The following is a 22645-nucleotide window of genomic DNA, read 5'->3' as shown; positions in this document are numbered from 1 at the left end:
GAACTGGAAACAACAATGAACCGTATCACCATCGCCAACAAAAACCCGAGCCTCAAAGTGCCAGCTCTCGTTCTCGAGGGGGTGCGGCAACTAGCGCTGCGCGATATCGAACTCCCTCTCGGCGTCGGTCACGGCCAAGTGAAAATCGCCATCCATACGGTGGGCATATGCGGGTCCGACGTTCATTACTACACGCACGGGAAAATAGGACCATTCGTGGTACACGAGCCGATGGTGCTCGGGCACGAGGCGGCTGGCACCATCGTTGAAGTCGGCGCGGGTGTGACGCACCTTCATGCGGGCGATCGCGTCTGCATGGAGCCCGGCATACCCGATCCCTTTTCTCGTGCAGCCCGGCTTGGAATCTACAATGTTGATCCTTCCGTACGATTTTGGGCGACGCCACCTGTTCATGGTTGCCTGACGCCTCACGTCGTCCACCCGGCTCAATACACCTATAGATTGCCGGACAACGTGAGCTTTGCGGAAGGCGCGATGGTCGAACCGCTTGCCGTGGGGCTTCAGGCTGTCGAGAAGGCCGCCATCATGGCCGGAGACACCGGTGTCGTCATCGGTGCGGGTCCAATTGGACTGATGACCGCGCTCGCCGCGCTGGCTGGCGGTTGTTCCCGTGTGGTTGTTGCCGACCTGCAGACCGGCAAACTCGACGTGGCCGCAAAGTTTGATGGATTGATCCCCGTCAACGTGCGCGAAACTCCTCTCAAAGCCGTCATCCAGGAACTGACCGGTGGCTGGGGAGCTGACGTCGTTTTCGAAGCGAGTGGCTCAGTAAAGGCTTATGAAGGCTTGGGAGACCTTTTGCGGCCCCGCGGCAAGGCGATCCTGATCGGCATGCCCGTCGAACCAGTGGCCTTCGACGTCTCAGCCTTGATGACGAAGGAGCTGCGACTGGAAACGGTTTTCCGGTACGCGCATCAATATGACCGCGCCATGACGATGCTAGGAGCGGGCCAAATCAATCTCAACCCTCTTGTCAGCGAAACATTTGCGTTCAAGGACAGCGTGCGTGCGTTCGAAAGAGCCGCCGAAGGCCGACCGCAAGACGTGAAGCTGCAGATCAGGGTCGCTGGCTGAAATCCGACTTGCTCGCCTATCGGAGCGCCCGAGTGTGCCGCCGCGGCACGCCGCCTACGTTTGAGGAAATCATGAAGAAATTGATGAATGATCCCGCTAACTTCGTGGATGAAATAATTGACGGTTTGGTCGCAGCCCATCCGGCACTCGTGTGCGACGGCGAAAGCAAAAGAGTGATCCGACGCGCTGGCGGCGTCCGCAAAAACAAAGTCGGCGTCGTGTCAGGCGGAGGATCCGGTCACCTGCCCTTGTTCACAGGCTATGTCGGCCACGGTCTTCTCGACGCTTGCTCGATTGGCAACGTGTTCGAAGGCCCCAATGTGGAGAGCTGCTTGGACGCTATCCGCCTCGCCAACGGTGGGCGCGGCGTGTTGCGGCTTTATGGGAACTACGGCGGCGACCGGATGAACTTCGACATGGCCGGCGAACTCCTCGAGGCGGAAGGGATCGAGACAACTACGGTCCTCGGTACCGATGATATCGCGAGCGCGGGGCCGGAGGAAAGAGGCAAGCGCCGCGGCGTGGCGGGCATAATCTATGCCTATAAGGCGGCAGGAGCGAGCGCCGAACGTGGTGATGCGCTCACAGCGGTGACCGCCGCAGCCCAGAAGGCCGTTGACGCCACCAGAACGATCGGTGTCGCACTGTCGTCCTGTCAACTTCCGGGCGCTGACGGTCCGTCCTTCACTCTGGACGACGAGGAAATTGAAATGGGGATGGGGATTCACGGCGAGCCCGGTATATGGCGGGACAAGATGAAGCCTGCAGACATGGTGGCGGATGAGATGATCGACCGTCTGCTTGATGAGCGCCCGCGGGGAGCAAGTTCCCGCGTCTCCCTTCTCGTCAACAGCCTCGGCGCAACTTCGCTTGAGGAACTTTATATTCTTTTTCGGCGTGCCAAGGGCAGACTGGAGCAGACAGGTCTGGAGGTTATATTTCCCTTGGTTGGACGATATGTGACGTCTCTGGAAATGGCGGGAGCCTCAATGTCGGTATGTTTTGTCGACGAAGAGCTTGATGAGCTGCTCGCAGCGCCTGCCGATTGCCCGTTCTGGAGAGTCTCGTAATGCAGATTTCAATCTCGTCCCTGAGCGCAGGAATTGCGCGCGCACATCTGGAGATGGCGTCGCTCGAGCGTGTGCTGAATGAAGCCGATTCTAAACTGGGTGACGGAGATACCGGCGCAATGCTGGCGAGACTCATGTCGAAACTTGTAGAACAGGATCTGAGCAAGGCCGCGGACCTCGGGGATGCGTTCATGATGCTGGCGAAAGCTGCGGCCGCGTCGACGGGTTCCAGTCTGGGCACGCTGGTCGCGACGGCGTTTTTAGCTATCGCGAAGCGGGCCAAAGGCGGTACGACGGCTCCATGGACTGCGGTTGCCGCGTGGCATTTAGCGGCGCGGGACGCGATGCTCGTCCGCGGCAATGCATCCTTAGGGGACAAGACAGTCATAGACTGTATTGATGGCGTTGCGGCGGCGCTTGATGGAATTTCCAACCTCTCTGAGGTACGCGCCGTCGCCGTGCGAACAGCAAACGAGGTCGTAGCGGAGTACAGAACGCGCCCTTGCCGGGTGGGCCGGGCAAGGATGTTCGGAGATAAAAGTGTGGGTATCGATGACCCGGGCATGCTGGCTTACGCATCGCTTTGTCAGGCAGTCGCTCGGGAACCGGAAGTCAGCGGCATTCCTAAGCCCTGCGCTTAATGCCGTTGCCGTAAGCGCCGCGCGAACCCCCTGATTATTGCAGTGGAAAATCTTCGGAATTACGCAACAGAAACTGCCAGATACCTGCTATGGGGTTGAAAAGTAAATACATTATGGCGTTCTTATTAGGTCTGTTCACATGCTCTTGAAACTAGTCCGAGAGTCAGCGGCACCGATAAACCAAAGTTCGCTTTGCGGCAGGAGAAGACATCTCGGCCGGGTCGGCTGGGTGGCCGCTTTGGGGCCGGAGAACGAACCCGCTGCGCGGGAGGGCGCCTGCGGTTGAGATAGAGGGCACAGGCTGGAGGCTGCGCCTGGATTGAACGTCGTCCGGCAAGGGCGGAGCATGACGAGCTTCTTCAACAAGGAGCCTGACCATGCAGTACCTCCATCTCGATACCCCCGTCAGCCCGCTGCGCCAGCGGTTGATCGACGACATGAACATGCGACGTTTCTCACGCGAAACGCAACGCAACTATCTCCGCGACATCGGTCGCTTGGCAACCTTCCTCGGGCGTTCACCAGACACGGCGACCGCCGACGACCTGCGCCGGTTCCAAATCGAGCAGCAGGAGGATGGCGTTCCCGTTCCGACGATGAACAGCATCGTGTCGGCGCTACGCTTCTTCTTCACCCAGACCCTCGACCGCCCGGACCTGGCGCGCAGGCTCGTCCGGCTGGCGCATCCGCGTAACCTGCCTGTGGTGCTGAGCCGCGACGAGGTTGCGCGGCTGCTCAATGCCACCACCTGCCTCAAGCACCAGGCTGCGTTGTCGGTCGCCTATGGCGCCGGCCTACGTGTTGCGGAGGTGTCGATGCTGAAGGTCGCCGACGTCGACAGCGAGCGGATGCTGCTGCGCGTCGAGCGTGGCAAGGGCGGGCGCTATCGCAATGCCATGCTTTCGGAGGACCTGCTCACCCTGCTGCGCCAGTGGTGGAAGGTGGGGCGGCAGCAGGGCGTGATGCATCGCGACGGCTGGTTATTCCCCGGCCAACACGCGATGAAGCCGATCAGCACGAGGCAGCTCTATCGGATCGTCGTTGAGGCGGCCCAGGCCGCGGACATCGCCAAGCGGGTCGGGCCGCATACGCTGCGCCACAGCTTCGCCACCCACCTGCTCGAGGACGGCACGGACATCAGGATCATCCAGGTCCTGCTCGGGCACGCAAAACTCAACAGCACCGCCCTCTACGCCAAGGTGGCGACCAAGACGGTCCGCACGGTCACGAGTCCGCTCGACAAGCTCGGCCTGTTCAAGCCGGAAGAAGCCTCCCCCGACGGTTGAGCCTTGCGTGCCTCGATCGAGGTCGCCGACATCTTCCGTGTTGCCGGGGCAGCGTACCAGCGCGCGCATGCAGGACATCTGAGCCTGCCGCAACTGAAGGTGATGTCGGCGGTCGAGAACTGCCGCACTGCGGCCCTCGGCGGTCACGTCGAGGCCTGCGAGGACTGCGGCCAGTGGCGGATTGCCTACAACTCCTGCCGCAATCGGCACTGCCCAAAGTGCCAGGGCGCGGCGGCACGGACGTGGCTTGCCGAACGCGAGGCCGATCTGCTTCCGGTCGGTTACTTCCACGTCGTATTCACGCTACCGGCCGAGGTCGCCGACATGGCGTTCCAGAACAAGACGCTCGTCTACGACCTGCTGTTCAAGGCGGCGTCGGAGACGATGCTGACCATCGCGGCCGATCGCAAGCACCTCGGCGCGCGCATCGGCATCACCGCCGTGCTCCACACCTGGGGATCGGCAATGACCCACCATCCGCATGTTTACATGATCGTGCCCGGCGGTGGAATCACGCCGGACGGGAGCCGTTGGATCTCGTCGCGCCCGGCCTTCCTGCTGCCGGTGCGCGTACTCGGCAAGCTGTTTCGACGGCTGTTCCTCGCCCGCCTGGTCGCTCTGTACGACGACGGGCGGCTCGGCTTCTTCGGCGCCCTTGCTCATCTCGCCGAGCGGTGGGCATTCCTGCGGCATCTGTCGCCGGTCCGGAAGAAGCGCTGGGTGGTCTATGCCAAGGCGCCGTTCGCAGGGCCGGAGGCAGTGCTCGCTTACCTGTCCCGCTACACCCACCGGGTCGCAATCTCGAACCGCCGCCTGATCGCCTTCGACGAAACTGGCGTCACCTTCCGCTACAGGGATTACCGCCGCGACGGCTGCGACCGGCAGCAGATCATGACGCTCGCGGTCGACGAGTTCATCCGCCGCTTCCTGCTCCATGTCTTGCCGCGTGGCTTCCATCGTATCCGGCACTACGGCCTGCTCGCCGGCTCAGCCCGAAAGACCAGCCTCGCTCTCGCGCGCGAACTCCTGGACGTCGCCGCTCCGGTCGATAACGGCACACCGGGCGAACCGGGGGACTCCCGCCCCCCATGCCCCTGCTGCGGCGGACGAATGATCGTCATCGAGGTGTTTGAACGCTGGAGGCAGCCGCGCGGGCCGCCGGATGCGGCGACGAACCGGGAGACGACTTCATGACCCGGCATGGCATGGTCAGCCGCAGGCGCCCTGTCTCGGCAACAGACCCACACGCATCCATGGTAATCATCGCCGCCGACAGGGTTGCGGCGGGCCGGGTGCCGGGCCGGCAAAACCACGCGGATGCGCAACGAAGCGGCCTATCCGCATTCATCGCTCTACTCTCTGGCTGCGGTCGCGCCACCACACACATCAGCCGTAGATCGAAATCTCCATAGCCTCGACTGTGGTCCGCGGGTTCCTTCCTCGGGGACTTTCGTACGCCTCCTGGCGCCCGAAACTCTTCACGATTCCGGTCAGGCAGCTTTCAAGAACAGCCCTGCGAAAGCAGACGTTTAAGTCGGCTGCCGTGATGTCTGGGTCTGGTCCAAAGCGGTCGTTCTGCAAGTTCCACACCTCATGTCCTCGGATGGTTAGATGTGCTGTGGGGCGGCGTTCCTTCTAAGCGAGGATCACCGTAGTCGGTGGCTTCCTCATAATGGATCGGATGCATCTCGCGACCACGCCTTGGAACATTTGCATCATTGGCTGAGTTCTTTTCCTGAAGGTTTCACTCGCTGCTTCCATGACACAGGCGTCGATCGGGGACAAATCATCGCGTTTTGTTCGCCACCGGAACCGAGCGCTTACACCGTGACCGAAAGGATGCGTTCATGACTGAACACACGACGCCGGAGCCCCGTAAGGGCACGCCAAGCCCAAGGATAGACGAGCCGGAGTTTCGTCAGCGATTTTTGTGCCAATTCAAGGACCCTGCATTCAATCCGTTAAAGTCTGAACTTGATCTGATCGTGGCGGCTGCATGGGACGCTTACAAGCTCCAGCGCAAGAGCCCCGAGACTTCAAAAGCGGGTCAAGGTTTCCATGATCCCGAGTATGACCTTGCCGTCGACTGGATCAATGCAAAGGCAAAGGTCGATGCGGCACAGCGTCAATACGAAGATAGCGCCGCTCGTCGCCGGGTACTCCTGATCAGCGGATCACCGCGCAGCGAGCACACCTGTCCCGGGGAAATGTCCAAATCCTTTCGCCTTGTGGAAATCGCTCGTGAAGTGTTCAACCAATCGGGTGAGGTAGACGTGGAGGTTCTGGAGCTTGGCAAACTTGCTTCTGAATATGGTCGCAAAATCCACCCCTGCAAAGCCTGCTTTTCAACCTCGCCGGCTCTCTGCCACTGGCCGTGCTCATGCTATCCAAATTATTCCCTCGGCCAGACGCAGGACTGGATGAACGACATCTATCCGATGTGGGTCGCGGCGCACGGGGTGATGATCGTCACGCCAGTGAACTGGTATCAGGTGACATCTCCGGTCAAATTGATGATGGACCGCTTGGTCTGTGCCGACGGTGGCAATCCCGATCCGACTCTGACACAGGGCAAAGATGCCAAGCTGGCAAAGCAGATTGAATTGGAGGGCTGGGACTATCCGAGACACCTTGCGGGCCGCCTCTTTTCGGTGATCGTGCATGGCGATGTGGAGGGGGTGGAGAATGTTCGCCGCAGCATTTCGGACTGGCTTCGCTTCATGCAGATGTCACCGGCGGGTCCGCTTGCTGAAGTGGACCGCTATATAGGTTACTGGAAACCCTACGCCACAAACCACGAAGAGCTCGATGCCGACACGGCCATTCAAGGCGAAGTCCGTAACGCCGCTCAAACATTGTTGGAGGCAGTGCTTGCCCAGCGTGACGGACAATTCGTTGCAGCCGGAAAAGACCTGCGGCAACCCCGTCAGAAATAAGCTTGAAGACGACTAGCCTACTATCTTGTGTTTGGATTCCCGAGCTTTGGATCGCGACGGCGCGTATATTCGTCGACCCTTGGCAAATCGTCGGAAAATTCAATCCATGGAAGCTTGAACTTCCAGTAGCCATGGACATTTGGTTTGAACCGCTCCGGATGATCAAAAAAATCCGATCGTCAAATACTGTTCGTCCGGAATTCCATCATCATGATAGCCGATCGAACTGCCGCAACGTCCGCAGAAGCTGCGAACGACACCGGGCGTTTTGGAATAGGTCTTCACCATGCCCTGTACAATGTTGAACTGTTCCGGCCGATAGCCTATCCAAACGGTCAACGGTCCACCTATGGCACGCCTGCAATCGTCGTCGTGGTCATAGTTGATCCAGAAGGGCTCGCCGCGACATTCGGCGCGTATAGCGCCGCAAAAACAGCCAGCAGTTTCAATCCGTTCGGTCATCAATCAGGCTCCGGATGTCAAGTGATGTCAGCAAAGCCGGCCAGTCGCGTAAGCCCGATAACATCGAAGAACGAGCTGTAGAATTCGATTCAGTCGCGGTCAGCTGATCAGTTGAATTTTGCCAATTCTGTTGGACCTTAGGGCAAGCATTAGCGGATCTGCGAAGCTGAGACATTAAAGGTGGACTAGCAGTTGTCATTTGTCTCAGGGAACGTTTGCTCCCGAGTTCTCCAGGTGTAAGACCCATCCAGCCGCGATAGCGATGGCAAGGCCAACGCAGAAAACCAGACCGTAGAGGTAATAGGGCAGGTCATTTCGCCCATCGTTCGGGTCGTCCTCAAAATTTATTGGCATGGACCACTCCTTGTGAATTCACCATAAGTAGCCAGCATAGCTCGTGGCTATGAGAAGCATCAAAACCAATAAGATGCCACCAATGCAGAACGACAGGACACTCGGGCGACCTTCGGGATCGTCATCGAAATCCATTTGCATTGCGTCATCCTTTTCGAATGATTTGACCATCCCGCATTTCGAACACGCCGTGGTCGCCGCCTTGAGCGTAAAAATCTGTCTCCAACTCACCCCACGTACCCATATATTCTCCGCAAGAGGTACAAACGATTGGTGTGCTCAGCGCCAAATCTTGCGTGAAGGTAAGGTAGATCGTTTGGCACTTTGGGCATTCGAGTTTGCTGTCGAGGCGTTGACTGACATCGTTAGGCATGAAGCGGCCTTGCCGCGCCTCGCAGCGACGCAATATTAGCGATTAACATTTCCTGATTGGCAGCTGCGCGGGCAATGATTTCTGCATCGCGGAGACCTTGGTCGAAGAGCGTCATCACCCTTCGTGCGAGACGATCCGTATCTTCGTGGTCTTGGGCTCTGTGTAGCTTTCTGGTGGCCTTCAGAAGCGCACTTTCCATTACATCCCAGTCTTCGCTGTAATAGATAATATTCCTGAAATGACGGGGCATAGCCTTCCTCCCGCACTAGTGTTTGGCGGGAGCGCTTAGCATCTCTCAATCGCAGGTGCGCCACTCTAGATCCAGCGACGGAGATATTAAAAAGCACATATTTCACGTGCGTCAATGCTATGTCTGCCAGCGGACAATTCGCCGTTGGAACGAACTTGCTCTTGGCATGTTTCGAACCATAACAATGGTGGGATTATCAGTGGTAATACGCAAATCTGACTCAGTGGTCACCGCCAATTGGTTGAAGCGGGGGATGAGGAAACACGATTTTCAGGCGGCAATGCAGTCTGGCCACTTTCCCATAGTGACGGACAAGGTATTTCAGAAGTTACTTGCTCGATTGGAACAGGCAGAGGTGGACCAGGCAAGGTGTTAGGCGTCCATACCAGGTCGAGCATGAAACCGACAAATAACATGGGCACTGTGCGGAAGAATCCGCAACAATGCTGGTTCTCATAACGAGTGCACGCCCTGTCAGCCTCTCGGCAGCGCAATCTCGATGTCCAGAGCCACGACGAGCACGGTAAGTAGCATCAGCGTCGCCAGCACGGCTACACCGACCGTCAAATTTAAATGTCCTCCGAAGGGAGCCATTTGCTGTCTCCATGCGTTGACCATCAACTAAGGAATGCGACAGATTTGTGATGGTTTTGTGACATGTCAAGTGCATGCAAATCAGGTGATCGATGAGTGTCCGGCTCACTGATGTGGCCAATAGCGACATTCCGTTAAGAGCGCGCACGCTTGTGAAGCCGGGCCGGGTGTTTGCGTTGGCCTGTGCCGTTTCGGCGTTGCTGCTCGGTGCAGGTTTTATGCAGGATCTGATCCTCTATTCTGGTGCCAAGCCGGAACTTTCCAACAAGATATGGTTGCTCGACGTCGACTCCGAGGAAAGTGCGTTTACGTGGCTTTCGGTGGTGGTAGCGTTTTCCGCAGCATGGTTGCTTTTTCTGGCAAGCAGGGACGCAGCCATGTGCGGTAGCAGGTTTAAATACCACTGGTATGCGCTCACAGTACTTTTTCTGTTGCTTTCGTTCGACGAGTTCGCCGGTATTCATGAAAAGATTTCTGCCGCTTTGTCCGGAAGGATAGAGCACACTGGCCTGATGTATTTTGCCTGGGCAGCGCCAGCTGGTATCCTCAGCCTGATCGGTCTTGCGGCCTTTATTCCCTTCATCAGGTCGTTTCCGTTGACGCTCGCGGGGCTCCTCGTGCTTTCAGCTCTCATCTTCCTTGGCGGTGCCGTCGGATTCGAGATGATTGGCGGCAGCGTTGCTGAAGTTGAAGGGATTGAATCATTTCGTTACCGAATACTGACGAACCTCGAGGAAGGTCTCGAAATGGCCGGGATGCTGGCCTTCATCTATGTGTTGCTGTGCCATCTGAAGCGTTCGGGACCAACACTCCACCCCAGCGCCTGATTTCCCTGCCGGATATCAAGGTTGAAGAACTCGGCAGCTTCATTGATAAAAGTTGCCATCGCTTATGGCGGGTCATGGCTTCCCATTACATTTCGCGGCGACTGTTCTCAGCGATCCGGTGCCCCGCCTTGCACAAGCTTTCGTTGTTAGGCTAGACGACTTGTAGATTGGAAGGACATCTTGGAGATTGGAGACATGGCGCTCAAGCGGATGGACAACGTAGGAATAGTCGTCGAAGATCTCGAAACGACGATTGATTTCTTTAGCGAACTCGGTCTTGGGACCGCAGAAGGACAGCGGTAGGGGCTGGGACATTTATGCAGATTATAACGGTCACTAATACTGCTCGGGTATGGATGGCGGATTTTCGCTTACGCCGAATACAAATGTGTCCCCACAAGCGTGACACTTGTAATGATCGCGCTGATAAGGGTCGCGTAATGTGAATTGCAGAATGGATTTTTTGCGGTGGCCAAAACAATTTGGACAGGCTCTATGAGGCGCGTTTGACGTTTCGCTGGGGTCTACCACGAACTCGTAGGCATAGGTGTTCCCACCATAGTCCATGAGTACGTAGTTGGCAGCAATTTCGTCCCAATCCTCGTAAGCAGAAAGCTGCCGTTTGAGGCCAGTCATTTTCTCTTCGAGTTCCCGTTCCCGGTCAGCGCTAGAGAGTATGGCCGCTTGTGCTTCGAGTAACTTCCCCTGAAGCTCTATGACCGCGTTATTTAGCGCGACCTTGTCGCTTATATCTTTGATGCCTTTGGCGATATCAAAGGAATCTTTCAGTGCCCCATAAGCCTCGCCTATACCAACAACCATTTCCAGAATCCCTTAGCTATTCATCTTCTGTACGATGGCGATCCCAAGCGTGATCAGGGCAGTCAGGAACACGCCTATAGGGGACCAGTACATCTTGTTTGACTGTTTCTTCATCTCGGTTGTCGCTGCCTGCTGTGCGCCACGGCTGCAAGCTGAGCGTCAAAAAGCTGCTTTTGTAGTAGATATGGCGCCGTTGGATTTCTGTAGACCCCCTCATGACTTATAACTCCGCCTTTGACTTCAGACGGCGGGCCGGAGACATAGCTGGTTCGGCCGTCTTTCGTTGGCGCATTCCCTGCTTCATCTAATGTGTCCGATTTTCGCACGGGTCGCGCTTCTCCGAGGGAGGTTAACCTACCGAACCGTTTCAATACGATCCGCGAAACGCACATACGGCGGGAATGGTCTTGAGAATGATGATGATATCTTTCTGAAAGGACCAGTTTTCAACGTAGTGCTTATCGAAAGCAATCCGTTCGTCATAATTGACGTCATTACGCCCGCTGATTTGCCACACACCAGTCAGGCCCGGGCGCGATTTGAAATAGTAGGTTGCGGCGGAACCATAGAGCTCGATCTCATCCTTCACTACAGGACGCGGCCCAACCAGGCTCATCTCGCCGCGAAGAATGTTTACCAGTTGAGGTAATTCGTCGAGGCTCAATTTCCGCAACACGATGCCGAGTGTGGTGACGCGTGGATCGACCTGCAACTTTCGCGCCGCCAACCATTCTGCGTGCGCCTCCGGATTTGCAGCGAAATGGGCTTCAAGGACGGCATCACCGTCTGTAACCATGGTACGAAATTTGAGGCAATAGAACGCATTCCCGCCACGCCCGATGCGGCGATGGCCATAGAGAACAGGTCCACCATCCGACAACTTAACCAGACAGGAGAGCAGTATAAACAGCGGGCTGAGCAGGATGAGGGCAAGGATCGCGGTAAACACGTCGAACGATCGTTTCAAGAATCCTCCAACCGGAAGACTTGCCAATTCGTCCGACTGCCGAATGAGTTTGGTATTCACGAGAAATTCCTTTCGAATCTGTGATCCACGAAGTTCGGCTTGGCTTCATGTCAGGGAGGGCAAGGCAAAGCCTGCAGCACAGCAGGCGGATGGAATTTGACTTTGGAGTGCCCTCTCAATTTATAGCTTTGCCATCCCAATGCTTCGGACCGGTCGGGCTGCCGCAATGCCAAACGTGGAACGGAGGCACCCGTTCCACGTTTGGTCTTCAGACCTATGCAGGATGAGACGTATGGCCGTTCAGGAATAAGACCAAAGTCTTGTCATGATGCAGCAATGGTTTGATCAGAATGATATCGGCATGTTGACAGGGCGCGCATCGGGCTTCTTATGCCAGTGACGCCAAAGCTCTCATCCATCGCGCTTATCGTTGTTGTCGCGATAGCCGCTCTCCGAGCAGTTTTTCATATTCACGCTCGGCTTCACCGTAAAATCCGTTGGCCTCCGCCATCAAACCCGCGCGATCGACAATGGCGACCTTGCCACGGGTGGCGCGGATATGGCCATCGGCTTCAAGTGAATGCAGGGTTTCTGTCACCCAGGGCCGCCGCATACCCAGCATCACCGCCATGAACTCATGGGTGAGGTAAAGATCATGGCCCGAGGTGCGGTCATGCACCATCAGCAGCCATCGCGCCAATCTTGTCCGGGCTTCGGCCTGAGCGTTGACCAGAGCAGTCGTGGCGCTTTGAACAAACATCGTCTGTACGTAAAGAAGAAACACCCGCTGCAGCGACCGGCTTTGCTCTAACGCCGCCTGCAATTTGCCGGCGGAAATCCGGTGGCCGGAACCGGGAAGCTGGATATAGATGGAGAGCGGCGCGCTGGTGCTGCCGAGGACGAGCGAGGTTCCCGTCATTCCATCCAGGCCGACCAAAGCAATTTCGATATCGCCGCCGGAAGGGCTTTTTGCTACAATCGATGCTATGCCGTCCTCGATAAACAGCGCGGCGTCAATAGGCTCCCCCGGACTCTCGATCGGATCCCGCAGCGAGAATGTTACGTATTCGAGATCCTCGACAAGCAGCTGGAAATCAGATGGTGACAACAATCTAAGGAGTTTGTTTTGAACAGCGGATTGAACCAAGGTCATGTTGCTCCTTCCCGCGAGGAACAAACTGACGATCCAGCGCTTTCAAAAAAACTATAAGTATCAAGATAAAAACCGAGAACAATGGTATGTCCTCCAGAGGACAATCCGGGAATATAGGCCACTCGGAAAATGTCGGTAAAAACGGAGCTGCCGCGCCTGAGGTCAGGATGGATCGAAACGCCACATATCGCAGGCTCCTCAAGGAGGATGATATACCCCTTGATGCGGTATGCATACGGGTTATCCAAAAAGACGGCCGGCCGCTCGCCGAAGTCGAGTGGCCGGAAAATACCCTTACCAACAAAGGCGACTATTTCTATGCCACACCCGTTCCACTGGCACTTGAACGGGCACTTGACGTTAGAGACAATTACGGTTTTCGCGAGATTGTCATCATTATCGACGATCTCGCGCTTTGGAACGAAGCGTGGGGAACTGTCATTTGAAATAAGATGGTTGCAAGGCCCGCTATGGCCTCGGTCCTGTGCAATCCGGCAGCATCATCGGAACTTATCCATCATTGACCCCGTGACACAGTCGGATGCAACCCTCAAATTGGGTGCTCGACGTTGGTGCTCGGTTCAACGCTTTTGCAATTTGACTGGTAAGGCCTCCTGACTGCCGTCTTTGTCGTTTTAGCGTTTCTATGGATTCATTTTGTTTTCACAGCCTAACACCGTGCCCAGTCAAGTCTAGCCAGCACCGGATTTTCCACAAAGCTTGCACGAGATTTGAGGGTTCAGCTGGACGGCATGCGCGTCGCCGTTCCGGCAGCGAGCGGCATTAAAGGGAAAAAATACGTTTTCGTGGAGCCAACATTGGTGGCTGAGGTAACCTATGGTTCCTGGACGCATGACGGAAAACTGCGCCATCCATCGTTCAAAGGAATGCGAGAAATCGCTGACAACGCTGAAATCTGCACGATTGACGGGAACTAATCAGATTGATGAGAGTTTGAGCTGCGTTGTCCGGCAGGCATTGATAACCCCTGGCAACTGAGGCTCTTCGTCATTTCACCCGCCCTTTCGGGAAACCCCGCGGCGGGCCTCACCTTGGTCGCCAGCAAAGTAGCGTAGCTTAGCACTTCTGAAGATTCACCGTCTTGGGTTACTCCAGTGTCAGGGACGGAAGTTAGTACTCTGGCACGGTACCCAAGCTGAGTACCCACATTTCGCGATAGCAGAAGTCGGGATCGAGAATCAGTCGCTCAGGATTTTCGCCGATCGCCTTCCATTGGAGATGATCCGCCTCTGGCAAATCGCATGTTCGGGCGAGGCCGGACAGGAATTCGATATTGTTGCGGATGTATTCGCGCTCTATGGGCCTGAGTGGCTGACGGCGCTCTGCCAGCGTTGTAATGGCAGAGACGTTCTCAAGACCCGCTGCCCGAAACCAGGCTGAAACACGAGTTCCGCGCATTGCACCGGACATCTGTATATCATCAGATAGCGCATCAAGCAGACGCCACGTCAGTTTAGGATCCTGCGGCTGATACTGCCAAACCGAGATATCGACCTCCTTCACGGCAACCAGTCCGCCCGGTTTAACGACGCGGCGGAACTCCTCGATTACGTGGGTTAGCTCTTCGTCACTCAGATACTGGATGACGTTAGCGCTCCAAACCGCATCGAACGTGCCCGCCTCATACGGCAGCGCGGTGATGTCACCCGTTCGCGCGCTTATCCGACAGGCAAACTTTTGGCTAGCAATCAAGCCTTCAATCGCCTCAACATTTTCCCGTGCCAGATCCAAAGCCTCGATATGTCCCTCGTTGCCCAGCAATTCCGCCAGTAACGGCAGGAAGACTCCATTGCCTGCACCTGCGTCCAGCACTGACCAGCCGGGTCGGATGCCGGCAGCACGAAGAGTGGCATCGTACTCGTCCTTTAGTGCCAGGTAATGAACGTCAAGATGTCCGGCGGCGCTGAGCTTGTGTCCGGCCGATGTACTTTGTTCGGAGTTCGAGGCGTTGCTCATTTTGTCTACCGGTTCCTAGTTTCCGTGTCAGGCTCGCTGCTGCCTGCATCACGCGCGAGACCATCAAGCTGGCACTTGTGCGGGGGCACAAGTACGTAACCGTTACAGTCAGTCGCAGGGGTAAGATGCGAACGTCCCTTCGCTCAAACAGGGCCATCATCCGCCTAGCGCAAATGTCAGCTTTTGGGAGACGACGAAGGGGACCTCAATGGCCGAGATGAGGGCGCAATCAAGCCATCCAGCCCTGTCGCTAGCGACGTCTGCTTTCGGGCCGCGTCCAAAGGCTGTCCGAGTCCACCACCGAGACGTTACTGGAGCCCTCTGTGGCGTAATCGCCGACTCGCAGCAACAAGTTTGTCACAAACCCATTCACGGGGCTCCGTACCTTCGTGCGCTTGAGGTTGATCTGCGCCAGTGAAAGCTGCTGTGTCGCTACTTCGAATGCCTCCTTTGCCTCGGCAGCGCTGCCGGCATAGCGATGACACCGCCAATGGTACAAGCGCCGTTGCTAGTTGGATCCGGGCCAAGTTTTCGGCCGCACCGGGCTAGTCGAGCATTTGCATGTGCAAGAATAGTGCCCGGTTTCGTTCGGAGTTGTCGCCCTTCTTCTTCCACTGAGCAACCTTGCCAATGGCCACGTACGCCAATGAGGACATCGTCCGACTGGGATTGGCCATTCAGGCTTGTACCTGCCGCGCGAAACGTTGCTTTGCGGCCATTGTTTCTGTAATAAACCAACAGATTTGCAACACCTTCGAGAGTTCTAGGTCTGACAACTACCTGTGGTATGTAGCGATACGGACTTGCGTCAGAAGCATAGCGGACGAGATCGGCCACTCGGTGCAGCACTTGATCGCTCCCGATAAGTTCGCTGAGATCGTCTCGTAACATCCGGGGAGTTCCATCTGCCATACCTTGGGGGACAGCATCCTGCATCGCAGGACCCGCAGGCCTACCGATCCTGGTCGCATCGGGTTCAAATAGCTTTTTCATCGAACATCCTTCTCCAACTTGTGCGTGTCCTGCATGGAAGGATGCCGCCGCTTGGGGGATGGCGCGAGTTTAGCGTTGCAAATAGGTGCAAAGACTATGCAGACTTAACGGATCTATTGGTGGGAGGGCAGCCCAGCCTCATTCAAGACGATCCAGATTTTGCAATTAAAATTGATGACTCCGATTAGCTCATGAGATAGGCGAAAGTTCCAATTGCATGATCTTCAGTAAAATTTTGTAAGATGCGCTAGAGCGGCCTTTTTTTGAACCTACGCTTCGCAGAATTGCGCCGCCTTTGCTTCAAAACGGCCGAGATCGTTCGGGGATGTAACTGTAACGTACTTCTTCGGCATTGGAGCGTGTTTTATGCCTCGTAGTACCGGAACAGCAGTAGGCTTCTGCTCAGCGAAGGTATGCAAATTCTTGAAATGCATTCCGCGTCCTAGTTGCGGCAGGTGAGATGCAGTTCAAATCCGGCATTTGCCGGTGCCAGTTAACAGAGCAGGCTTAGATGCAGAACGCTCGTTAAAAAAAGGATGGGAAATATGGCCAGCAGCGCCGACAACAGTTTATTTCGCTTCACGCATCTGCGTGCCGCAAAATCTCGGTTTCGCAGCCCTGCAACCGGCAAGTCACCAAAAACATCAGCGTCTACCGTCCATGTGCCCGCGCCGCGATCCGGGAGAGTAAAACCATCCGCGATTATCAGCCAGCCGGTGTTCGACCCCGTGCGAGCGTCCAGAGATCTGGTGAGCGCTCAGCGCGAGGTTGAGAGGCTCGATCCAATCCGCGATCTTAACCTGTCAGTTGCGCGTGGCCTGTTCACGTTGCAGGCCAGCGCCATCAAGCGTTTGTCTTCAAGGACAAAGTCAACGTTGGAAAAACTCGGTGTATCGTTGGCAGACATCCGTATCGGCGATCTTGTCGCTGCGATCGATGGCGCGCTAACGCCGCCTCAACCAGAGGATACGCCCGGTGACCCGCCGGCACCAAGTCCCCGTCCTGCCCAATTGAACGCGGTCGGCGTCGCCGATCTGCTGGTGGTAAAACAGCAAATCAAGCGCTATGAAGCCGGTGAAATTGCACACATCGAAAACATTCTCGACGGCGAATCCAAGCTTCGTACTCATCGCCAGCTCAACCGAACCGAAGAAGTAATCAGCACGCTTAAGGAGCAGGAGCACGAAAAGGAGACGGAGCTGCAGACCACCGAGCGCTTCGAACTCAATCGTGAAACCACGCGGACACAGCAAGCCGATCAGAAGGTCGGATTCGGATTGTCGCTCTCCGGAAAGTACGGCCCCACGGTCGAGTTCGAAAGCAAACTCGATGTGAGCAATCAGACCAGCGAAGAAAATGGCCTTAAGAACTCCGTCACCTATGCAAAGGACGTCGTCGAGCGCTCCAAGGAGCGCATTGTCGAGCGTGTCCGCGAAGAACGGCGACTTACAATTTTGCGCGAGGTCGAAGAAGTCAACGAGCATAGGCTCACGAATGAGAGCGGCGAGCACAGCGCCGGCATCTATCAGTTCGTCGACAAGATTTATGAGTCGCAGGTATTCAACTATGGCCTGCGGCAGATGTTCGACTTCATGATTCCAGAGCCGGCGTCTTACATGTGGCATCTTGAAAAAATGCCACAACCGGACCCGGAACTACCGATCCCGCCAATCAGACTGGAGGTCGAAGCACCGGACGCAACACACATTCATGAGGGCAACTATCTACGTCTTGGTGCCCGTTACGGTACAAAAGGACTAAAGGCCCCGCCGCCGATTTTTCTCGTGAGGAGTGCGAGCGTCACACAAGGCATGGGCAATGACTCAGAGGAGGATCAGCCTCGGAGCCGCAACCAAATCGAAATCCAGATTCCAAAGGGTTACCGACCTGTCTGGGCCTTGACGACGGTGATGGGCGTGACGGACGAGGATCCTCACTTCGCGTTCAGTGTCGGGAACGAGTATGATTACTGGCGTCCGACGGCGCAAGGCGAGCGGATCGATGTTCAGGAGGGCGATCTTCGATTCTACCGGCCCAATGCCAACCGGGTAACGGTCTTCCCGAGTGACGGCGGTCTCTACGCCGACGACGACAAGCTCACCATCCATATTTTCGCGCATGAGACCGCGAACTACAGTGTGCACACCAAGGTCACCTTCCAGCGCCAGGCCGAGGGGCTGCGCGAATGGGCCACATCGACCTACGACACGATCGCCGAGGCGTATTCGAATGTCTTGCTTAGGTATCAGCAAGAAGTCGAGACGCTGAAACAGAAGAAAGAAGCTGAAAAAGGACTCGCCTTTGAGTTTGGGAATCCCCCGTCCGTCAATGAACGCATCATCCGGACAGAGTTGAAAAAGCACTGCCTCGCGTTTATTCGCAATGAACACGCCGGCTTATTGAACACCGCACACACCGGCGGCGGCTCGCTCTACCCGCCGCATTTTGACATCGAGGATGCCAAAGCTGACGGGGCGATCATCCGCTTCTTCGAGCACGCCTTCGAGTGGGATCAAATCCAATACGTGTTCTACCCTTATTTCTGGGCACGACCCGGTGGATGGGCCGACCGATTCCGTGCACGGAACATGGACGCAGAACTCGAGGATTTCCTGAAAGCAGGCTATGCGCGCGTCGTCGTACCGGTGCGGGTCGGGTTCGAAGCGGCTGTCTCCTATTTCATGCAGGAGGGACGCGTCTGGAACGATGAGGGCGAGCCGCCGATCGATCATCCTCTCTACAAGCCTATCGTCGATGAAATCAAGGAGCTCACCGGAGGCGATCGCGGCGAAGTGCCGGTCGGGGATCCTTGGGAAACGCATCTGCCGACAACGGCCGTCCTGGTGCGCAAGGGCCACACGCTGCCTGAATGGGAGCGGATGTCGCCGAACGAGTGGAAATGGAAGCCCAAGGCCTAGAATTCGAGCGCGACTATGGCGAATGGCTCGAGCGCTAGCATTTTCTACAGGGAAGTGGTCGACGCGATCGCGAGAAATCCTCCGAACGTCGGCGATCTGGACGTCCTTAAAAAGCTGTGCGAAGCCGTCGAGGCTGGCGACAAGCCTGCTGTCGCGTGGCTCACGCGTCAACTCGTTAAGTTGTCCGGTGCGGAGGATCCTCTACACGCGATCTCGTACGAGCTTTTTCACGCGTTGATGGCCCGCATCCTCCTGAGGGGATGGTTTGAGGAGTTCGATCTTCTGATCAACTGGCCCCAAACCCGGTTTGGCAGCAGAAACAAGCGGGTTGCTAACAACTGGGACGGTATCATCACGATTGTGAAGGACCAGCCCCAATCATTGGAGCTTCTAACTGGATCGAATCAGGAGCAGGAATGGCAGCGAGCTTTGAACGGGCTCGATGGTGCGATGCGGCATTTCGCGAAGGTTGACTTGCCCGCGGCCGCGAAGATGGGCGCGCGGCCAGAAGGCCCCTCCTTTGACGAGAGAGTGCTCCCCGAGCAACTGCTTGAGACGATCGAGCAATTCTATCGCGTTATGCAGATGCTTTTTCAGCAGCTCCTTGAACTCGCACTGGCGAAATTGGAGAGAGATAACAATGACGTGGCTGGCCTGCGCAAGCTGCAAGATCTGCAGCTGCCGCTGTGGAAGCTGCTGACTACAAAGGATATTCCGAAGGACTTCAAAGCCGGGAAAGCACTTGACGAACTGAAGATGCAGAATGACCGCCGTACAATAATTCTGAACAAGAAAATCCGCGTCACGGAATTCCGCTATGGACGTGGTCGGGCCAAACTGCATCGCTTTCTGGACGCTTTTCCACCGTTCAACGCGCGGAGCGTCATCTTCAACTCACTGGATCGTGACGATACGGACCAGCCGGACGTGAGAGGCGAAAGGATCGGGAGCATCCAGGTTTCGCGGGATCGCCAGCTTGCATACTTCCTGGTAGCGTATGGCCACACGTGGGACGCGAAGGAGCGTCCATCGCCAGCGAATTTGTTCCGCCGCTCCTTGATAAAGGCGCGCCATGGCGGGCGCCTCAGGCTCGTCGAGAACGACGAGTTGATCGCCTTCCTGTACAGCTTCTTCGCAGAGACATTGGCAGAGTTCACTCGCCAGGCCACGACCGCGGCAGACAAGAGCAAGGCAGGCGTCAATGCCTGGCGCGAGACCGTCGAGACCGCCAGCGTGTATTTCGGGCAAATGACGACGCACTCCAGGCTCAATCTGACAGAAGGCCCGCCAAACTATCTGACCCATATGTTCCCGCGTAACCTCATCGGCCGACTGCTGCACGACTGCGGAGTTCACGCTGTAAGATCCGCTTACGTGTTGTTATCGCTCCTGAATCGGATCAACGGGTCTCACGCGGAGCTTGCCGGCGGGATAAATGCGCGTTGGGTGCGTCTGCCGCTTCACGTCGGCATGCTCATTCAAACCGGTAACTTCGGCGTGGTCGTCCAACATAACGACTATAGCTCGGTGACCGACAACGACGGGCTGAAAACAACAATGACTGCATGGGAGCAGCCGCCTCACGAGGCCGACCCCCCGGATGCCAGCGATGCCATGCTCAAATTTCAGGAAGATCTTACGGCCAATGGCTTCAGCAGCGATCTGGACATGCCGATCAGCTCGGTTGCGATTCTTGCTGTCGGCGAGCCTGTCACGACGCACACGATCTGGAACTCGTATGAAAAGAAGGTCGTGCCGTCACAACTGTTCACCCGTCTCGTTGGCGCGAGCAACGCGCCACAATATCAGTTTGACGTTCGCTATTTGCGGCTCTCTGAGCTGGAGCGCGAATGGTACAACGAGCATGTTCTCCGGTTCTGGAACAACGAGTGTCTCGCCATTTGGGAGAACTGGGCCCGCGTACTAACCAGCACCAAGATCAGCGATGCGGAGTACGAGAAGCAGAAGCAGGCGTACATGAAGGCGTTGAATACAGCATTGGATAGGGTTGAAGACAGCTACGAAAAACAGATTCTACCCAAGAAGGAAGAACTGAGCAAAGCTCTGCGCGACGACAACAAGCTTCTGCTGCCTGGAGTACGCATCGTCACCGCCGCGCGCCTGGCAACCGTTCTGCCGGCGGTCGAGAAAGTCGTGGATCACTTGAACGAAATATCGCAACCGAATTTCAGGCTCAAGCCAAACTTCGTACCGCCTTTCGCCAGAAGGGAGGAGGTCCTGCTAGAAGTGCCGTAGGCGGATACGAAGCTCAGTCTTAGAGCGCTTGGGACTAGGCGGGCATTGGGCTTAATTGCTGCCAATATCCTCGATCACGCCCACGCCATCGATGCCGAGGATCGTGGGCGATCCTGTCGGGGCATATTGGTCATGGCGCTGTCCGCTCTTCCTGTTCTGCCAATCCGCCGGGTTTACCCCGGCGGCGATGACCCTGACGAGGACATCGGAAGGTCGCTCGATCTTCGGTCTGGCTATTTCTCGGACCTGCAAGACCTCAGGCCCGCCGGGGGCGAACATCACCAGTGCTCGCATGGTCTCAGACATCGCGCGCCACTCCGCCGCTCTGCTCGATCGCGTCGATCAGGCGGTGTAGTTTGACCGCGTCTTGGAACGTTGGACCGTGCCGCGTGCCCGATGTCATGTCTGAAGCGAAGAGTTCGTAGAGCCTCCTCACGTTGCCCGTGAGGACGTTGTCTTCAGGACGGAAGTCGTCAGGCACGAAGATCGGGTGAAGCGTCTCGTCCGCTTGCGCCCCCATGAGCTTGAACCCGCCCAGGCCCACGTACCCAACGGGACTTGTGAGCAACAAGTCGCCTCTGCTGCCGTTGATCTCCACATGGAAATTGGTCGCACGCGACAGCCCGCCGCGGAAATGGCTTGTCACCACGCCGCCGGAGGTTAACTTGCCAGTGAAGGCGATCTGATCCGCGACGTCCAGCGGGACGACTTCCTTGCTCTCAATCATCCTTATAGTCGGGCGGCGACTGACCAACGTCCCCGACACGCTGAGGAAGTCCTCGTCGAGCGCGAACAGCAAGGCATCGATAGTGTGGGCGAACGGCACATGGAGCATGCTCGCGCCTTTGGACCAGTCCAGCGTGTATCGGAATGCCTCCTCCATCTCTTCCCCCCACGTGATTCCCGAGCCGATGACCGACGCCGAAAGCACCTCGCCGAGAAAACCCTGCTTGATCAGCTTGCGCATGTGCCGGACTGTCGGGTTCGCGCGGGTTTGAAGGCCGATCATCGCCGAGATGCCTTTTTGCCCGGCGAGCGCATTCATTGTCTGAGCGTCCCGGAGATTAATGCCGAGCGGCCATTCGGAGAACACGTACTTCCCAGCCTCAAGCGCTGCGGTCACGAGTTGAAGGTGTTCCGGAACCCTGACGGTGACCACAACGAGGTCCACGTCAGGATGATGTACAAGCTCTTCCGTCGACGAGACCGCGTGGTCGAAGCCAAACTTCTCGGCAGATGCTCTGGCGGTTTCAATCCGGCTATGGCTCAGCGCAGACAGGCGGTACTGCGGTAGCTCCCGCAGTGCGGGCACATGAGCGGTCGACGCCCATCCCCGGTCCGGGTGAACACCGATAATGCCGACTCTGATCGGTGGGTGGGTCATTGGACCAGCTCCTTCGGCATGATTTCAAGAATGGTTCGACGGAGCTCAAGTTTGGCGATCCGCCATTGCCCGTTCTCCAACACCCAGGTTTCGTAGTAGTGCCCGTAACCGTGTATACTAGAAGGACGTGTGTCGTCGGCGGGAGGGAAAACGAGATAGTCTTCCGTCGACCAGATCGCGGCCACCCTGTTATCGGACACTCTCTCCATTTCAGCATTGTGGACTTGATGGATCGTCCGCGCACCTTCAAGGTAACGGGCGCTCGTCGTCACGAACTCGTCGACCGA

The 22645-nt window shown here is 56.7% G+C and carries 21 protein-coding genes and 2 pseudogenes; 12 read left to right on the top strand and 11 right to left on the bottom strand.

Annotated elements, in window-relative coordinates; all coding sequences use genetic code 11:
* Positions 1–15: 15 nt before the first annotated feature.
* The 6 genes from FHS21_RS28750 (at position 16) to FHS21_RS28725 (ending at position 7028) form a co-directional block, all read left to right on the top strand.
* Positions 16–1095: an NAD(P)-dependent alcohol dehydrogenase gene (locus FHS21_RS28750; protein ID WP_183665479.1), complete on the top strand. Its 1080-nt coding sequence runs from the start codon at positions 16–18 to the stop codon at positions 1093–1095.
* A 71-nt stretch (positions 1096–1166) separates the two neighbouring features.
* Positions 1167–2165: a dihydroxyacetone kinase subunit DhaK gene (locus tag FHS21_RS28745; RefSeq protein WP_183665477.1), complete on the top strand. Its 999-nt coding sequence runs from the start codon at positions 1167–1169 to the stop codon at positions 2163–2165.
* A complete protein-coding gene (locus tag FHS21_RS28740; RefSeq protein WP_183665475.1) occupies positions 2165–2806 on the top strand; it encodes a dihydroxyacetone kinase subunit L in 642 nt (213 codons plus the stop codon). The genes FHS21_RS28745 and FHS21_RS28740 overlap by 1 nt, the downstream gene beginning before the upstream one ends.
* Before the next feature lie 377 nt (positions 2807–3183).
* On the top strand, positions 3184–4092 hold the full coding sequence (locus FHS21_RS28735; RefSeq protein ID WP_183665473.1) for a tyrosine-type recombinase/integrase: 909 nt from the start codon (positions 3184–3186) through the stop codon (positions 4090–4092).
* Positions 4093–4095: 3 nt separating this feature from the next.
* Positions 4096–5286 carry an IS91 family transposase gene (locus FHS21_RS28730; protein ID WP_183665471.1) on the top strand — a complete coding sequence of 397 codons (1191 nt, stop codon included), beginning with the start codon at positions 4096–4098 and terminating at the stop codon, positions 5284–5286.
* 653 nt (positions 5287–5939) lie between these two features.
* A complete protein-coding gene (locus FHS21_RS28725) occupies positions 5940–7028 on the top strand; it encodes a flavodoxin family protein (protein WP_183665468.1) in 1089 nt (362 codons plus the stop codon).
* A 162-nt stretch (positions 7029–7190) separates the two neighbouring features.
* Here the strand turns inward: FHS21_RS28725 and FHS21_RS28720 are convergent, their stop codons facing one another.
* The 3 genes from FHS21_RS28720 to FHS21_RS28710 form a co-directional block, all read right to left on the bottom strand.
* Entirely contained in the window at positions 7191–7490 is a 300-nt protein-coding gene (locus FHS21_RS28720; RefSeq protein WP_246411288.1) for a GFA family protein, read from the bottom strand.
* A gap of 204 nt (positions 7491–7694) precedes the next feature.
* A complete protein-coding gene (locus FHS21_RS28715) occupies positions 7695–7844 on the bottom strand; it encodes a hypothetical protein (protein ID WP_183665466.1) in 150 nt (49 codons plus the stop codon).
* Between the two features lie 365 nt (positions 7845–8209).
* Complete coding sequence (locus tag FHS21_RS28710) at positions 8210–8467, bottom strand: hypothetical protein (protein ID WP_183665464.1); 258 nt, start codon at positions 8465–8467, stop codon at positions 8210–8212.
* Positions 8468–9153: 686 nt separating this feature from the next.
* On the opposite strand from FHS21_RS28710, the gene FHS21_RS28705 reads away from it, so the two are divergent.
* Both FHS21_RS28705 and FHS21_RS28700 read left to right on the top strand, forming a co-directional pair.
* The gene (locus FHS21_RS28705) at positions 9154–9888 is read left to right on the top strand and encodes a DUF8692 domain-containing protein (protein ID WP_183665462.1); all 735 of its coding nucleotides are present in this window, start codon (positions 9154–9156) and stop codon (positions 9886–9888) included.
* Positions 9889–10083: 195 nt separating this feature from the next.
* Positions 10084–10167 (top strand): annotated as a pseudogene (locus FHS21_RS28700) (VOC family protein); the annotation flags it as partial.
* Positions 10168–10224: 57 nt separating this feature from the next.
* Here the strand turns inward: FHS21_RS28700 and FHS21_RS28695 are convergent.
* The 3 genes from FHS21_RS28695 to FHS21_RS28685 all read right to left on the bottom strand — a co-directional run bounded on the left by FHS21_RS28695 (position 10225) and on the right by FHS21_RS28685 (position 12830).
* The gene (locus FHS21_RS28695) at positions 10225–10710 is read right to left on the bottom strand and encodes a hypothetical protein (protein ID WP_183665460.1); all 486 of its coding nucleotides are present in this window, start codon (positions 10708–10710) and stop codon (positions 10225–10227) included.
* A gap of 367 nt (positions 10711–11077) precedes the next feature.
* Positions 11078–11737: a sugar transferase gene (locus FHS21_RS28690; RefSeq protein WP_312879955.1), complete on the bottom strand. Its 660-nt coding sequence runs from the start codon at positions 11735–11737 to the stop codon at positions 11078–11080.
* Positions 11738–12101: 364 nt separating this feature from the next.
* Positions 12102–12830 carry a Crp/Fnr family transcriptional regulator gene (locus FHS21_RS28685; protein ID WP_183665458.1) on the bottom strand — a complete coding sequence of 243 codons (729 nt, stop codon included), beginning with the start codon at positions 12828–12830 and terminating at the stop codon, positions 12102–12104.
* Positions 12831–12997: 167 nt separating this feature from the next.
* Here FHS21_RS28685 and FHS21_RS28680 point away from each other — a divergent pair, with 167 nt between their 5' ends.
* On the top strand, positions 12998–13276 hold the full coding sequence (locus FHS21_RS28680) for a hypothetical protein (protein ID WP_183665456.1): 279 nt from the start codon (positions 12998–13000) through the stop codon (positions 13274–13276).
* A gap of 264 nt (positions 13277–13540) precedes the next feature.
* Positions 13541–13768: pseudogene (locus FHS21_RS28675) on the top strand (ATP dependent DNA ligase); the annotation flags it as partial.
* Between the two features lie 193 nt (positions 13769–13961).
* On the opposite strand, the gene FHS21_RS28670 reads toward FHS21_RS28675, so the two are convergent.
* Positions 13962–14807, bottom strand: a complete 846-nt coding sequence (locus tag FHS21_RS28670) for a class I SAM-dependent methyltransferase (protein ID WP_183665453.1) — start codon at positions 14805–14807, stop codon at positions 13962–13964.
* A gap of 432 nt (positions 14808–15239) precedes the next feature.
* The gene (locus FHS21_RS31740; protein WP_376772235.1) at positions 15240–15698 is read right to left on the bottom strand and encodes an FAD-binding oxidoreductase; all 459 of its coding nucleotides are present in this window, start codon (positions 15696–15698) and stop codon (positions 15240–15242) included.
* A gap of 647 nt (positions 15699–16345) precedes the next feature.
* Here FHS21_RS31740 and FHS21_RS28660 point away from each other — a divergent pair.
* Positions 16346–18718: a hypothetical protein gene (locus FHS21_RS28660; protein WP_183665449.1), complete on the top strand. Its 2373-nt coding sequence runs from the start codon at positions 16346–16348 to the stop codon at positions 18716–18718.
* A gap of 15 nt (positions 18719–18733) precedes the next feature.
* A complete protein-coding gene (locus FHS21_RS28655; protein ID WP_183665447.1) occupies positions 18734–20974 on the top strand; it encodes a hypothetical protein in 2241 nt (746 codons plus the stop codon).
* Positions 20975–21025: 51 nt separating this feature from the next.
* Here the strand turns inward: FHS21_RS28655 and FHS21_RS28650 are convergent, their stop codons facing one another.
* From FHS21_RS28650 to FHS21_RS28640, 3 genes are all read right to left on the bottom strand, one after another.
* Positions 21026–21280: an alcohol dehydrogenase catalytic domain-containing protein gene (locus FHS21_RS28650; protein WP_246411284.1), complete on the bottom strand. Its 255-nt coding sequence runs from the start codon at positions 21278–21280 to the stop codon at positions 21026–21028.
* Positions 21273–22358, bottom strand: a complete 1086-nt coding sequence (locus FHS21_RS28645) for a Gfo/Idh/MocA family protein (RefSeq protein WP_183665445.1) — start codon at positions 22356–22358, stop codon at positions 21273–21275. The genes FHS21_RS28650 and FHS21_RS28645 overlap by 8 nt, the downstream gene beginning before the upstream one ends.
* Positions 22355–22645: nuclear transport factor 2 family protein (locus FHS21_RS28640; protein WP_183665443.1), on the bottom strand; the 291-nt coding region annotated here is incomplete at its 5' end. The genes FHS21_RS28640 and FHS21_RS28645, both read right to left, overlap by 4 nt.

The sequence above is a fragment of the Phyllobacterium trifolii genome, assembly GCF_014192095.1.
Classification (GTDB): domain Bacteria; phylum Pseudomonadota; class Alphaproteobacteria; order Rhizobiales; family Rhizobiaceae; genus Phyllobacterium; species Phyllobacterium trifolii.
This window is presented reverse-complemented; position numbering and strand designations above follow the sequence as displayed.